Annotated in this window: 13 protein-coding genes, 1 tRNA gene and 1 pseudogene; 8 read left to right on the top strand and 7 right to left on the bottom strand. The window is 37.4% G+C overall.

The window, feature by feature from the left end; all coding sequences use genetic code 11:
* Positions 1 to 11: 11 nt before the first annotated feature.
* The 3 genes from RIV7116_RS11895 to RIV7116_RS11885 form a co-directional block, all read right to left on the bottom strand.
* Entirely contained in the window at positions 12 to 356 is a 345-nt protein-coding gene (locus RIV7116_RS11895) for a hypothetical protein (RefSeq protein WP_015118543.1), read from the bottom strand.
* Between the two features lie 45 nt (positions 357 to 401).
* A complete protein-coding gene (locus tag RIV7116_RS11890; protein WP_015118542.1) occupies positions 402 to 1037 on the bottom strand; it encodes a hypothetical protein in 636 nt (211 codons plus the stop codon).
* A gap of 484 nt (positions 1038 to 1521) precedes the next feature.
* Positions 1522 to 1851, bottom strand: coding sequence for a 30S ribosomal protein PSRP-3 (locus RIV7116_RS11885; RefSeq protein WP_015118541.1), 330 nt, complete (start codon positions 1849 to 1851; stop codon positions 1522 to 1524).
* Positions 1852 to 2054: 203 nt separating this feature from the next.
* Between RIV7116_RS11885 and RIV7116_RS11880 the strand changes: the two genes are divergently transcribed.
* Complete coding sequence (locus RIV7116_RS11880) at positions 2055 to 2861, top strand: TIGR01548 family HAD-type hydrolase (protein ID WP_015118540.1); 807 nt, start codon at positions 2055 to 2057, stop codon at positions 2859 to 2861.
* 70 nt (positions 2862 to 2931) lie between these two features.
* Positions 2932 to 4230, top strand: a complete 1299-nt coding sequence (locus RIV7116_RS11875; RefSeq protein WP_015118539.1) for a condensation domain-containing protein — start codon at positions 2932 to 2934, stop codon at positions 4228 to 4230.
* Positions 4231 to 4273: 43 nt separating this feature from the next.
* Here RIV7116_RS11875 and RIV7116_RS11870 read toward each other — a convergent pair whose 3' ends face one another.
* The 3 genes from RIV7116_RS11870 to ruvB all read right to left on the bottom strand — a co-directional run bounded on the left by RIV7116_RS11870 (position 4274) and on the right by ruvB (position 8378).
* A complete protein-coding gene (locus tag RIV7116_RS11870) occupies positions 4274 to 5536 on the bottom strand; it encodes an alpha-1,2-fucosyltransferase (RefSeq protein ID WP_015118538.1) in 1263 nt (420 codons plus the stop codon).
* A 468-nt stretch (positions 5537 to 6004) separates the two neighbouring features.
* The gene (locus tag RIV7116_RS11865; RefSeq protein WP_044291766.1) at positions 6005 to 6814 is read right to left on the bottom strand and encodes a tetratricopeptide repeat protein; all 810 of its coding nucleotides are present in this window, start codon (positions 6812 to 6814) and stop codon (positions 6005 to 6007) included.
* A gap of 454 nt (positions 6815 to 7268) precedes the next feature.
* A complete protein-coding gene (ruvB, locus tag RIV7116_RS11860) occupies positions 7269 to 8378 on the bottom strand; it encodes a Holliday junction branch migration DNA helicase RuvB (protein ID WP_015118536.1) in 1110 nt (369 codons plus the stop codon).
* Positions 8379 to 8550: 172 nt separating this feature from the next.
* On the opposite strand from ruvB, the gene hisF reads away from it, so the two are divergent.
* From hisF to RIV7116_RS11835, 4 genes are all read left to right on the top strand, one after another.
* Entirely contained in the window at positions 8551 to 9318 is a 768-nt protein-coding gene (gene hisF, locus RIV7116_RS11855) for an imidazole glycerol phosphate synthase subunit HisF (RefSeq protein WP_015118535.1), read from the top strand.
* A 105-nt stretch (positions 9319 to 9423) separates the two neighbouring features.
* Positions 9424 to 9615, top strand: a complete 192-nt coding sequence (locus RIV7116_RS11850; protein ID WP_015118534.1) for a hypothetical protein — start codon at positions 9424 to 9426, stop codon at positions 9613 to 9615.
* Positions 9616 to 9739: 124 nt separating this feature from the next.
* Positions 9740 to 9812 (top strand) — tRNA-Ala (locus tag RIV7116_RS11845).
* Positions 9813 to 10773: 961 nt separating this feature from the next.
* Positions 10774 to 12360 carry an RNA-dependent DNA polymerase gene (locus RIV7116_RS11835; RefSeq protein WP_015118533.1) on the top strand — a complete coding sequence of 529 codons (1587 nt, stop codon included), beginning with the start codon at positions 10774 to 10776 and terminating at the stop codon, positions 12358 to 12360.
* Positions 12361 to 12459: 99 nt separating this feature from the next.
* Here the strand turns inward: RIV7116_RS11835 and RIV7116_RS11830 are convergent, their stop codons facing one another.
* Positions 12460 to 13083: a TetR family transcriptional regulator gene (locus tag RIV7116_RS11830; protein WP_044290894.1), complete on the bottom strand. Its 624-nt coding sequence runs from the start codon at positions 13081 to 13083 to the stop codon at positions 12460 to 12462.
* A 270-nt stretch (positions 13084 to 13353) separates the two neighbouring features.
* Between RIV7116_RS11830 and RIV7116_RS11825 the strand changes: the two genes are divergently transcribed.
* Positions 13354 to 14343, top strand: coding sequence for a TniQ family protein (locus RIV7116_RS11825; RefSeq protein ID WP_015118532.1), 990 nt, complete (start codon positions 13354 to 13356; stop codon positions 14341 to 14343).
* 164 nt (positions 14344 to 14507) lie between these two features.
* Positions 14508 to 14728: pseudogene (locus RIV7116_RS36935) on the top strand (hypothetical protein); the annotation flags it as partial.
* Positions 14729 to 14888 lie beyond the last annotated feature (160 nt).

The raw sequence follows: 14888 nt of genomic DNA, 5'->3' as shown, positions 1-14888 counted from the left end.
TTGAAAAAGAATTACTGTAAATCTAAAGTCAATCCCGGCATTAATCTTTGTAAATTTTTTAATGACTTACCTTGCCAAGCAATATTATTAGAGCCGAGAATTTTTATCTGCACTGACTTTTTCTTTCGCATACCAATTACAAACTTAGATAACATACTAATTCCAGAGCTATTTAGAAACTCTAAACGCTGTAAATTAAGAACCATACTCGGTGGTTCGGTAGAAGCTATCTCATTTAATAACTTTAAAATTGGTGCGTAGTCCTGCATTCCAGTCAGTCTCAATGCGCCATCAAAATTAACCGCACCATTATTATTATCGTACCAAACGTTATAGTTTTCACCCTTAACTTGCATTTTTATAAAACTCCTTATATCCAAATTATGCGTAGATAAGATATTTTAAACAGCTAATTCAACCATAGTTGTTACAGTCATAACTGGAGAATCTTTTTGGACAATATCAAACTTCCAACCAAGCTTGGCAGAATAATCATTAATCATTGTCAAAAAACCTAATCCAGAACTAGAAGTATTTTCATCTTCTGCATTTTCTTCTAATTTACGAATAAAAAGTTCATCTGGGTCTGAATTTAGTAATTCTTTAATAAAAAGCTGAAAATTTTCTGCTTGTGAAGCAAGGATACTATTATCCACAAATAGTCTAATTTTATTGTTTTCTATTTGAGTATGTAATGTTATCGGATATAGTGCCGTAGCGTCAGCATATTTCATTGAATTTTCTAACAGTTCATTAGCAATATAGCTGACTGCACTTTTCATTTCCGCTAATTTATCCATAGCATCAGGTTCCGAAGCTTGGATCGGAAAAAATGTAGCTAAGTAATTAGCAATATAATCGGCTGATAAACCATTATTACGCCAACGCTTCTTAATTGGAATAGCAGAAGGAGAAAAGCCTAAAGTCAAATGTTCATCTTGCTGTGGTCTTTCTACATAATCACCAAAAACTTGAGCTTTTTCTAAGTTATCTTTATTGAATAAAGTTTCCAGAAAGTTTCCAAAAATCTGAATCACGGTTATCTTATCCCCAGTGACCTGTTTGTGCTAAAAAGTTGTATGTTCAAACTGTTATATGAAGTTTTTACATACTTGCGAGTTACAAACCATTAAGGTTTTGCTCAAAAATATCTGCTTGATAGTAAGGTTTGAAGCAAGTAACTTACAATTACCTTTTCATCTAGTATCTGTTAACTATATTGCAACCATATTATACTTTCGGCTTCAGTATCTACACTTAAAATATTATTTTTCTCTTACAAGGGAGCAAATTTAATTGGACAATTTAAAATTGTGGCTTGGTGATATTTATTTTTCGTCTCTAATGGCAGTAAAGCAAACGGCGGAAGAATATAAAGCATAAAGAAACCCGGTTATGTCAAAACCGGGTTTCTAGATTTCAAGTTAGCGCAACCTGTCAACAGAGTTGATTATAAAAGAGTGAGTTTTAAAGCAAAAATTGAGACAGTAACCAACATCAGGAACTAATCACTATACTGTCTTAATTACTACCAGTAAAGATGACTTCAGGGAATTTCCCTTGAGCTTCTGACATAGGTCGTCTTCTACCTTCTTCTTGCCAATAATTAATAACTTCAGTCGCTTTATTAAGCAACTCTACTCGTTCGACTTCACCAATCCAGTGCTTCGACTCCAACTCATTTTTCAACTCTTCCCATGCATCAGTTCGGGGCCAGAAAAAGTACTTTGTTAGCGGGCTAAAACCTTTGCCTACAATTTGATCGACAGCTAGAGCTACATTATCATCCAACCATAAAATCTTCAAAATAAACTTGGATAATAGCTCTTGAGTTTGATTTTGATTTTCCATATACTTCACTCTTCCATTAATAACAACAGCAATCGCCTATTTTAACTCAATAGCTTACCATCTGAGCAATTTGAATGGGGAGATTGGGCAGAGGGGGTAGAGAGGGGAGAGGGGGCAGAAAAATTCTTAACTCCTAACTGAACACTGGTAACTGGTAACTGATTACTGTTAACTGTTAACTGTTGAGTGTCAACTGAAAAACCGTGAATCAAGAAAATTCAATTCCAGCTATTGTTGTGTTTGATATAGATGGTGTAATCCGCGATGTATCGGGTTCCTACCGTCGAGCGCTAGCAGATACTGTCGAACATTTTACAGCACAAGCATATCGTCCTACAGCAGATGATATTGACCGTCTCAAATCTGAAGGTGTGTGGAACAATGACTGGGAAGGTTCTCAAGAATTAATTTATCGCTATTTTGAAACTAAAGCACAATCCCGCCAACAGCTAAATCTAGATTACAACTCGATTGTTGCCTTTTTCCAATCCCGTTACCGGGGTACGAACCCCGATAATTTGACGGGGTATATTTGCGACGAACCATTATTGTTACAGCCTAGCTACTTAAACCAACTTACTGAAGCTAGGATTCGCTGGGGATTTTTTAGCGGTGCGACTCGCGCTTCAGCGACTTATGTTTTGCAACAACGTCTCAATTTACAATCTCCCGTATTAATTGCAATGGAAGATGCTCCAGGTAAACCAGACCCCACGGGACTATTTTCTACACTTGAGTTACTTCAATTTGGCATTGATATTAATAATTTACCACCAGTAATTTATGTCGGGGATACAGTAGCAGATATGTATACCGTAGAGAAAGCACGAAATAATCAATCAAATCGTACTTGGATTGGTGTAGGAGTCTTACCCCCTCACGTACAAGAAACAGCACAGAAACGCGATGCTTATACCGAATCACTCAAGAAAGCTGGAGCAACAATAGTTTTGAGTAACGTGCAAGAATTAACTCCAGAACAAATTCAGAAATTAATGCAGGATTTATGAGTTAATAGCTAATAATTTTCGGTTCTCCTTCTCCTCTCCACATCCCTCCATACCACCATCCCATCTACCTATGCTAGAAACAAGAGAACTTACTGCTCACGAGCAGTCAATGGAAATTTTAAATAATCTAGCTGCTTCGTTTCATATAGTGACAACTAGCCGTGTAAAAGGATTGTTGAACGAAGAATTATTAAGACAAGCACTTGATACTACTCAAGAGCGTCATCCTTTTCTTAATGCTCGAATTGTTGAAAAATCAAATAGCTTTTGGTTTGAACCGGTAGCGGGTAAAATTCCATTGTTAGTTGTAAATAAGCAACATACACAGCAGTGGGAAGAAGTTGTAATCGAAGAATTAAATAAAAAGATTGATAGCGATACAAATCTGCTGCGGGTGACACTAGTTAGATTGGAAGCAGAAAATATTTGTTATCTCATTACAGTTATACACCACTCAATTTCAGATGCTTCATCATCTATCCAACTGCACTCGGAACTATTAACTTATTGTCAGAATATTGTTGAAGGTAAAGCTAACAATCAAGTTAATCGATTATCTCAATTACCTTCTATTTATCAATTGATTCCAAAATCATTTCAGGGCTTTACAGGAGCAATCAGCAATGTTTTTTATCTCTTAAATTTAAAACTCCGTTTATCGCGCTATCAACCTATAACTATAGGTTTTGAAAAAAGCTTACCAATTGAATCTCGTAGCTGCGGTATGGTGCATAAAAAGCTAGATTCTGAATTAACTAGAAGGTTGGTAGAGGTTTGTAGGCAAAATCAAACTACAGTACAAGCTGCTTTAGGTGCTGCAATGTTGTTTGCTGTTGCTCAAAAAAATAATTATTCCCAAACAGAAAGTAATTATTTTAGCTTTCGTTCATCTGTGAATTTACGAGGGCGTTTGCAATCAAAAATATCTAACGAGCATCTAGGCGCAATGGCTTCTGCTGTTGTTTCTTTTCACAATTTTCAAGCAAACGATAATTTCTGGGATTTAGCGCGAGATATTAAACAAAAATTAGAACGAGGTTTAGCAAGAGGTGATGGATTCAGGCAACTATTGATGTTTAAAACTATTATGAAATATTTTATGAAAAAGCCCTATCAATCAGCCGTGACTGCTGCTTTAACTAATATTGGTCGCGTTAATATTCCTCAAAATTACGGTCAATTTGAATTAGAAGAAATTAGCTTTGTCCCAGCACAATCAGTATTTGGAGGTGTTTTTGCTGCTGCTGTTTCCACCTTTAGAGACAAAATGCTGTTGAATTTCATGTTTTCTCAACCTTCAATTAGTACCGAAACAATAGAAAATTTGGCAGATGACATGATATGTATTATTTCTGATATTTGTAATTAAAAAACAATCTTTCTATGCTTTTAAAGGGTAGGGAGGTAGATATTTAGGTTTCAGATGGTTGGATATGGTTTTTCCATACATTACGCCAACCGACTGTATAAAGTAGACTTTTAAAAACACCTACTAATCCTTGAATTTGATATCCTAGATATGCTCGAATAACCCATGTTTTTAATGAATTTTTAGGATAGTAAATAAAGATGAATTTTAACATTCCCCATATCCCCTGAGTAATGCGAGTAGTATAAATAGCGTCTCCAAAACTTTTAAAAGATTTGGGTTTTATTGGATCTCCTATATGTAAAAGCGGTACGCTATTCCAAGGTTCAAATTCTTCAAATTTTTGCGAGAAATTCCAGGTGGGGCGAACAAACTTTGTAGCCTGCTGGTTTAACATGCAAGCAGCAAAACTAAAAATGCTGTTACTGATACCTGCTATATCGCAGTTGCTGAATAAAAAGAAGTCGATGTAAAACTCAATATTTAAGTCTTTCATCCTTTCGGGCAGTTCGATATTTAAATCTTTGTACGTGATAGGTGAAAATTGCTTAAAATCATCAATTACATTGTCTAAATCATCGCTACATAGAAAAAGCACCGGATTTTCTAATTCGTCCCAAATACTTTCAAGCCACTGACACCACCATTTTGTTGGAACTACAAGAGTAAACCCAGCCATTGGCACTGAATAAAAATCACCCCGTCGAATATGAACTCCAACTATTGTTTTACCTTGGGAACGAAGAATATTTAACCCATCTAATAAGGAAGATTTCAAATCGCTCACTGGTTCAAACCACGAACGAATTTCTTCTTTATATGGCTGTAAATAATGAGTATGAACTTGAAAAAACCCCCATAAATCTACATTGACTAAATTGCTTTCAATTATTTCTTCCCCTGGAATCCGAAAGCTGTTTTGATGTGATAGTTTTTCTAAATAAGGAATAAATTCGGGAATATAGTCAAAAAGATTAGGACCATAATATGATTCTTCAACCGCTAAAGGTAAGCGTCTAGAAATCGGTGCATCTTCAAGTCCAAATAGAGTTTGTCCGATCCAAGGGGAACATTCCATTCGTGCATTCGATTTCTTAGCACAAACTTTTAAAAAGGCATATTGCAATAGCTGATTGCCAAATCTTCCTAAATCACCCAAAGACGACATACTAATAACAGGTTCATTGGAAATTGTAGCGTCATTAGCGGATAAAAGATTGATTCCATCAGCATCTTTTTTAAAAGTTTTAAAGACACTAAATCCTCTATCCGTCTCGCTTTTACGAGCATATTTATCTTTTGTCATTAAGCCCTGATATCGTGAATTACTGTTTACTAATATTTACTAATACAGATTTTTTTTGCGATTACAGGGTCTTAATTTTGTCTCATAACATGAAAAAAAATCTTATATTGTTATCTATCAACTAATAATACTCGATCGCAGTTTTCGGTTGGATGCAATAGAAGAAGAAAGCTCACTCTACCCTTACCTCTTCCCTTATCTTTAACAAGGGGAGGGCGGGGTGAGGTAAAAGTGTATTGCACTCAACTGAAATTCGCTATATTTTAAGATAAAGATTTTGCAATTATAGAAGCAGCCTTATTCAAACTATAAAATTACTTAAATTAAGATTGTAAATTTTAGATTACTTATCAAAAGTATATTTTTTTCAAACCATGTTTGATAATTAAAAACCCGATTTTTATAAATCGGGTTTCTGAATACTTAACATCACTATTTTTTATCTGAGAAATTTATCAGTAATTCCAATTACTGCAATTTCAAAAACTTATCCAAAGCAGCTACCATTCGATCTGGCCAGCGTCGCACGTTTTTCACCCAATCAATATCTTTGTAGCGACGATCTAATCCATAAGCGGCTACCCAATTACTTTCAGCTTCACCTTTTTCACCTTTTGCCCAAAGTGCTGCCGTGAGCGATGCACGTACATCTGGGAACTGAGGATACTTACGGATAATATTCTTCATTTCCCGTATAGCTTTGTCTTCTTCACCAATCTCATAAAGCGCCAGAACGTAATTAGCACGAGCAAAAGCAAAGTTTGGAGCAATTTCCGCTGATTTTCTGTAATCTGCTATAGCTTCTTGCCATTTTTTCAAGCCAGCTTCGGCATTGCCCCGGTTATTATATGCCATTGCATCGTCGGGATCTAATTCTAAAACGTGATTGTAATCGGCGATCGCCTCATCCCATTTTCCCAAACCTTCTAAAGCAGTTCCTCTATTTAAATAAGGATCTGTGACATTCGGAGCAAGTTCTATAGACTTATTAAAATCTACCAATGCTTCTTCTAATTTGTTTTGACTAACTCTAGAATTTCCGCGATTACTCCATACTGCTGCATTCTCGGGAAATTTTTCCAGAATTTCAGTCCAGTATTCTTCAGCTACAGCAAAATCACCTTTATTAGTAGCTGCAAAAGCTTTATTTGCTAACTGGTCTTGTTGTTTTAATTCTTCTTTTGTTAAGTTAGAAGCCTGATTAGTTAATGCAAAAACAGGCTCAACCCAGCTAAACAGTAGCAGTACACTTAGTAAAATTCCAAGTAGTTTCATCATCATAATTCGTAATTCGTAGCTTTAATAATTAAAGTTAATAGTTTTTAGTTGATAAGTTAATGTGCTGTTCTCATCCTTTCTATTTCCTGCATATAAACTAAATACGCAACAGCTTCGCAATTAATTTCATCAGCTTCTAATTAAATTATTAATGAATATAAATACGTACATCAGATGGTGTTAAAAAGTATCGTGTTTCGCAGAATTATTGAATTTTCTCCCTTCTCTTTCAAAAGAGGAGTTAAAATCCTCTAAATTAGTAGGCAATTTAGATGAATCTGATAATTTTGAGTTCTGTCAATCACTTCCTAGCGCATTTTCCTAAAGCAAATAATTATTTTTGCTGACAATTTGGCGTAAGTTATGAATTGTCAATTCATGATTAGAATTCTTAAATAGAATAATAACTAATCAACTCACAACTCATAACTTCTAACCATTAACCATTTTTACGCTAAGAAAGTAAAGATAACTGTTCGCTTGGCGGCTTAAAACCTAAATGTTTGTAAGCTGCGGGTGTTGCTACCCTACCACGAGGAGTCCGCTGTAAGTAACCAATTTGCATTAAATATGGTTCGTATACCTCTTCAATCGTTTGCGTATCCTCCCCACTAGCGGCGGCGATTGTATCTAATCCTACAGGACCGCCATTAAATTGTTCTACTATCACGCTTAACATAGTGCGGTCAGTCCAATCTAAGCCGCAAGGGTCTACCTGGAATAATTGTAGAGCCTCTGCGGCTACGGTTTCATTTATTGTGCCAGAGGATTTAACCTCAGCATAATCCCGGACGCGCTTGAGTAATCTATTCGCAATACGCGGCGTTCCTCGCGCTCTACGCGCAATTTCTAAAGCTCCATCTTTACTTACATCTGTTTTCAGTACATCAGCAGTTCTTAACACAATTTGACTGAGTTCTTCGACTTCATAAAATCTCAGTTTTTGAACTAAGCCAAAACGATCTCTCAAAGGAGAACTCAGCGCTCCGACGCGAGTTGTTGCTCCGACTAAAGTAAATTTTGCTAAAGGAATGCTACGAGTGCGAGCGCTAGAACCTTTACCAACAGTAATATCTAAGCGATAATCCTCCATCGCCGGATATAAAATTTCTTCGGTCATCCGAGAGAGGCGATGAATTTCGTCAATAAAGATAATATCCCCAGGCTTAAGATTAACAAGCAGCCCCATGATGTCTCTAGGGCGTTCTAATGCGGGAGCGCTAGTAATTTTATAATTTACTCCCATTTCTGATGCTAGAATCATTGCCATTGTGGTTTTACCCAAACCTGGAGGACCGTAAAGCAGCAGGTGGTCTAATACTTCACCTCTAGATTTAGCTGCTTTGATTGCAATGTCTAGTACATCTTTTAAATCTTTTTGCCCGATATAATCGGCAAATTGTTGTGGACGAATACCGACTTCATTACTATCCTGTTCATCTATAGCTGCTTCGGGTTGCAAAAGTTTTTCGTCTGCTTTTTGTTTCGCAGCTTTTTTCAGGTGAGTGGGTTCTTTATCAGGTTCTTGAGGCTGGGGCTGTTTTTTAGAGGAGATAATCGCCATAGTCCGCTCATAGATAATGTTTTACTTGTTCTAAAAGTGAGGGCAATGCTTGTTTTCATCGCCGCCATAAATGCGAGTAAACACGGATGCCAAAAATTTTTTTGTCGAGTAAGCAAGTCAGCTTTAAAATTTATATTCCGGGTAAATACGATGGGAGTGCTTTCATAAAATTATGCTAGCTAAGAGAATCTTACCGTGCTTAGATGTCAAGGCGGGACGAGTTGTAAAAGGAGTTAACTTTGTAGACCTTAAAGATGCTGGCGATCCAGTAGAGCTAGCAAAGGTTTACGACGAAGCTGGTGCAGATGAGATAGTATTTCTGGATATTACAGCTACTCATGAAGACCGAGGCACAATTATCGACGTAGTTCACCGAACCGCCGAACAGGTATTTATTCCGCTGACTGTAGGTGGCGGAATCCAAACCTTAGAAAATGTTAAAGAATTATTACGAGCTGGAGCAGATAAGGTTAGTATTAACTCAACAGCGGTACGAAATCCAGACTTTATTAACCAGGCTAGCAAGCGCTTTGGAAATCAATGTATTGTTGTAGCAATTGATGCAAAAAGGCGGTCAAATACTGAAAATCCTGGTTGGGATGTTTATGTTCGTGGTGGAAGAGAAAACACCGGTCTAGATGCTATTGACTGGGCAAAAGAAGTTGAGAAACGAGGCGCGGGAGAACTATTAGTTACAAGTATGGATGCTGATGGTACTCAAGCGGGTTACGACATTGAATTAACAAGAACAATTGCAGCCAAGGTTGGTATTCCAGTAATCGCTTCTGGCGGTGCTGGAAATTGCGAGCATATATACTCTGCTGTCACTGAAGGTCAAGCCGAAGCTGCACTATTAGCATCGCTTTTGCACTACGGACAACTTAGTGTCGCGCAAATCAAGAACTACTTAAATGACCGAAAAATACCCGTGCGAAATTAGCTTTGGAATGAAAATAATTCGCCTTTCAATATCTAAAGTAGTTCAACACGGTTCTTAGAAACGATGTTAATATAAGTTAACAATAATTAATATAGCTTAAGAAATATGTTGATTCCTATTTTAGTGTTTGATGTGGCGTTAGTAGCATGGTCTTTGCATTTAATGGAAAGAGCTGTTGAAGACAAAGAATTTTCATTGATGTTGGCTGGCATGTTAGTTGCTCTAGCAGCCGCCGCTATGATGGTAGTGTACTTCTTAATGGGGCACTGTATGAGCTACTTACTACAGGCTTCATAATAGTTTTATGTTGCTAAATAATTTCATTTTCAAATGTCTTAGTTAAATTGCTTAGTTAAATTTCTTAAAATTTACATATTGACAAATTGTCAACAGTTAAGGCATCATTAAAGATGCATTTTGCGGGGTTATAGCTCAGTTGGTAGAGCGCCTCAATGGCATTGAGGAAGTCAGCGGTTCGAATCCGCTTAGCTCCATTTTTATACAGTTAACAGTTATTGTGCTTTACTATGACTTTACCCATAACTTTGCCGCAACGGCAAGCTTATGCTTCCAATAAAATGTGGCAAACTTATGGTTCCATTTTTTTGTTATAATTTTTAACAATTATTCTGTATTTCATCTTGTATTACGAAGTAACACAATAGTTATGGTTTGCTTGGTGATTTTTTACTTATAAATACTTGACTTTTTCAAATCTTGTGAAATGAACCGTATTACATAGTGAAGTACGTAATGTGGGTTTTAAGCTTCATAACCCAAGTTCGCGATTTGCTTCTTTAAGGGCTAATCTAACCTTCTTGTATCGGAAGTAACCTGGTTTGGAAACTAGTTTTGAAACAGCAGATTCAGAGGGAGTGCGGCTCGTTCTTAGCAGGAACCCCTAGAAACTAGGGATGTATGGCTAAGGTATATTTTGAAATTGACTCTCAAAATATATAACTGTTCTTTCGATGTAGGTGAGCCAAGTAGCATAGAAAGGCAAGTCCTACCCTTGAGGAGACAAGTGACCCCCTACCTGCCCACAGTGACCATACTCGGAATTATGGAGGCTGAAGCTGGGAACAGGACGCAATCAGTTGTAAAACAAGCAGGTATCAACACTGGCGTTAATGGGAAGATGACATTGGGTAAACAAGTCCTAGAAAAGTGTCTTAGGAATCAAGCTACAACCTGAATCACAAATGTAGACTTCATCTTCTATATTCTCACAGCATTCTTCTTTTAATAGCTGTAATCTCTGAGAAGAGGATAGGCAAAGTGGACTGCCCTAAACCATCAAAACAATCGAAACAACGGAACGAGTAAAAACGGTGTAAAGGTCTGGGGAAAGGTCGAAACCCTAGTAGGTAAGACGAGATACGGAACCCCTTTACACCGGGTAGGACAGAGCGTAACTGCTCTGAGGTATTTAGAAAACGCAATTTGGAGTAAAGCATGATTAGGCACGGCAAAACCGCCAGTGAATCTTGGAAATCACTACCCTGGAAGAAATTTCGAGCGAATGTTTTCCGCTTACAAAGAAGAGTGTTCAAAGCTGTTCGAGTTGGCGACAAGCGCAAAGCCCGTCAATTACAGAAGCTTATCCTGAAATCTCGTGCGGCTAGGTTTCTGGCAATTCGTCAAGTAACACAGTTAAACGCTGGTAAGAAGACAGCAGGTATTGATGGCAAAAAGTCCCTTACTTTTGAGGAACGCTTTGCACTCGAAGAGCTGCTAAAAGCAAAAAGTAGCAAGTGGAAACACCAAAAGTTACGAGCAATTCCAATCCCTAAAAAAGATGGGACAACTACACGATTGCTTAAAATTCCAACTCTTGCGGACAGATGCTGGCAATGCCTAGCTAAGTACGCATTAGAACCAGCACATGAAGCAACTTTTCACAAACACAGCTACGGATTCAGAACTGGGCGCTCTGCCCATGATGCTCAAAAGCAGGTTTTTCAAAACCTCAAATCAAGTTCCAATGGCATCAACAAGAGAATCCTTGAGTTAGATATAGAAAAGTGCTTTGACCGGATTAACCATTCCTCCATCATATCTAACCTTATTGCCCCTAATCGGCTAAAATTAGGTATATTCCGATGCCTTAAAGTTGGAATAAATCCCGATTTCCCAGAACAAGGTACTTGTCAAGGTGGGGTGGTGAGTCCACTACTAGCTAACATCGCCCTCAACGGAATAGAAGAACTACACAAATATCACACAAATAAAGGACGCAAAATAAAAGCAACTACCCCTGAAAAGGACATTAATACTGCCTGCGTTCGATATGCCGATGATATGGTATTTTTCCTACGACCAGAAGACGATGAAAAAGAAATACTCGATAATATTAGCCAATTCCTAGCAAAAAGAGGACTAAAGGTAAGTGAGAAAAAGACAAAGCTAACCGCTTCGACTTTCGGATTTGATTTCTTGGGCTGGCACTTCAAAGTACAGCAAAACGGAAAGTTTAGAAGCTCTCCCTCAGAGGAAAACTTTAAAGCATTCCGCAAGAAAGTCAAGAAAATTGCTAACAACTCGAATTATGGTGCATCAGAAAAAGCTAAGAAATTAGCTCCAATAGTCCGAGGATGGAGACAATACCATAAGTTCTGTAAAATGGACAGTGCTAGATTCAACCTCTATCACATACAACACAGAGCCTACAAGGTATTTAACCAAGAAACTAAACAAGACCGCCTATCTAGTAAAAAACTGCTAGATAAAGCCTTCCCAACAGTTTGTTACTCCGAAAACCGCCACATCAAAGTTAAAGGAAATAAATCACCTTTTGACGGAGATTTAGTCTATTGGAGCAAACGCAACAGTAAGCTATATGACGGCATAACCTCAAGATTATTAAAGAAGCAAAACCATACCTGTGGATACTGTGGTCACAAATTAACCTCGGAAGAAAAGGTTAATCTACATCACTGTGACGGCAATCATTCTAACTGGAAGGACTATAACCTAACAGTGGTACACGAAAGTTGTCATGATTACATCCACATGAAGCAAAAGGGAAAGGAACTCAGATAGAACTTTAACCCTAAAAATATCGGAAGCTGGATGCTCGGAAACGGGCACGTCCAGATTTAAAAGAGAGGGGCGAGAGGTAATACTCTCCCTCGACTCTACCTATTTACCTTGATTATGTAGCTTTAAAGCAACTAGCCGCACTTCCTGGCAGCACTCCTCTAATATTTTTTTATGGTAATCTTTCTGATAGTTGATATACCTGGCAGAAATAGCGCGACATAAATCTGGAAAATATTTGTAAATCGTTCTTCTATCAATTCCTAACCGCCTAGCGACCTCTTCCATCGACAAAACAGGAGAGTCATCATTTGTGAGTAAAGCTTCTAAGTCGGATTTGACTTTCTCAGAATTAAATGGCTTACTCTTTTTTCTTGATTTGCTTTCAAGTTCAGTTGTGAATAATTTCTTTGAGATGCATAAATTATTAGCTTCTTCTGTCAAAAAACTGAGAACTGATACTCCAAGAAAGTAACAAACATTTGTTAGTGCTTTAAGAGAAGGTGAATTTTTACCTTTACACCAGAGCCAAACAGTATTCCTGGGAATATTAATTTGACGAGCAAATTCAGCTATATTTCCTTCTGCAATTTGCTCAACCCATTTAGATAGATTGAGAGCGATTGTATTAGAAGATAAAGAATCATTCAAATATGGAATACCAGCAATTAATTCTCCAATAGTTTTAGCAATCCATATTTTCTGTTCTAGCTCATTTTTTTTCAAAGTGTTCCTGTTGGCTGATTCTTGGGATAGAGTCTGCCCTAACCACTTTCCACATTTTGAACAATATCCTGGTCGCGATCGCCAAGCCAACGTAGTGTTTTTTTGATGACAATGAGGACACTCGAAAATTAATTGATAGTTGTGATAAGGGCATATTTCAACTACATCTAGCGACCAAAGTAAAGGCTCATAAATTAATTGTTTTTTCTCGTACCATTCTTGTTTGGCTTTTAAAACTAAAGTGCGAGCGTTTAGGTTAATCCCAAGCGGATGACTATTTACTTAGAACATTGGAACCTAAAACCTCCAGAAATACCGCAACGGAGTCGATTATTTTCTCTTGAACCTGTGGCGGTGGGAACTCCCTATGCAGAAAGTCTTAGTAGTTATCTTCATCGTTTAGCGCAGGCGCATTGTTTAACCTCTCAAAAGCTCGTTATGGGAGAAATTGCCCCACTTATCCTCACTCAGGAGGACAAATCTGAGCTATTGAAAAAAAATGTGAGTCACCTGTTGGGAAATAGCGACGCTAAACCAGCTATCAACGGAATGCGAGAAATGACAGGACGGTTAGTCACTGTCTTGGAAGAGTTGACAATGCGTCATGATTTACGCTTTTTGACCCTTTTAAGCTGGAAAGGAATGATTTATGACAAGGGGTTATTTCGGAACCATCGCGCTTGGTGTCCTTGTTGTTTGGAAGAGCGGAGGCAGGAGAACAAAATTATCTATGAGCCGTTATTATGGTCATTTAAGGACGTAGAATTTTGTTTGATTCACAAACAGCGATTAATAGAAGAATGTCCTCATTGTGGTTCGCATTTACCTGTGATAACTAAGTTGTCATCTGCCGGATTTTGTTCTCGTTGTTACGGGTGGTTAGGACAGGAAATTAAAGGCGAAGAGGAAATTGAGAAATATCGAGTTAAGATTCAAGGAATTAGCGAATTAATTGCACTTACTCCCCAATTAGGATATGAACCCATCCCAATCGAGTTAACCCGAAAATTACAACTAATTTTATTAGTGTTTGAACAAGCAATTGCGAAAGATTTGCTGTTATTGGGAGATTTAGGGAGAATCATGGAATCTTTGAGGATAGCCTCAAAAACAAATCAAAATCAACCTTATCATTTGGTAAAGTTAATTATTCCTGTGTGCGAGAAGGCAAAGATTAGTGTATATCAGTTATTTGGGTCGGATTTTCGGGAATTGGGCAAGATATTATTCGAGAATTTTGGTCTGGAATTAAAGTTGTAGAAATTTTGAAGAAACATTATACCCCAATTCGGGCTTTGGTGAATCTAAATATGAATTGGGAATTTCACATTATATGAGACGTAGCAGTGCTGCATCTCTACATAAATTTAATATTTACTACAAAGTGTAGACAAATATAATTCATAGCTTTATTCAGCAACGCGCCAATTCGATTATGTGCTGCTTGCTATGCAGAATCTCCCTATCATCGAATCGAGTGGCAGTTTCAAAAGATGGGGGATGCGATAAACACCAGTTGCGGTTGCTATCTAAATGCCGTATCTGTGAAAAATCCTTCCCTGTTCCTGCTTTATGGGTTGAAGGTGTTTGTAATAGGTGTATTACACCGTTTGCGGAAATGCTTAAGTATCAGAAGCATTATTAAGACATCTTGCATTGTAATCGTAACTAAATTATCCTTATTCGGGAAATATACTAAATAGTACTAACAATTTTAAGTAATCGTATTATGGAGTAAGTCTAATTTTACCGATATTGTTATTTGCTATTGCACAAGCATAAACCGCGATTATCAGCCGTTGGTT

This window comes from Rivularia sp. PCC 7116 (genome assembly GCF_000316665.1).
In the GTDB taxonomy this organism is placed as follows: domain Bacteria; phylum Cyanobacteriota; class Cyanobacteriia; order Cyanobacteriales; family Nostocaceae; genus Rivularia.
Note: the sequence above shows the minus strand (reverse complement) of the source record. Positions and strands in the feature narration are given on the sequence as shown.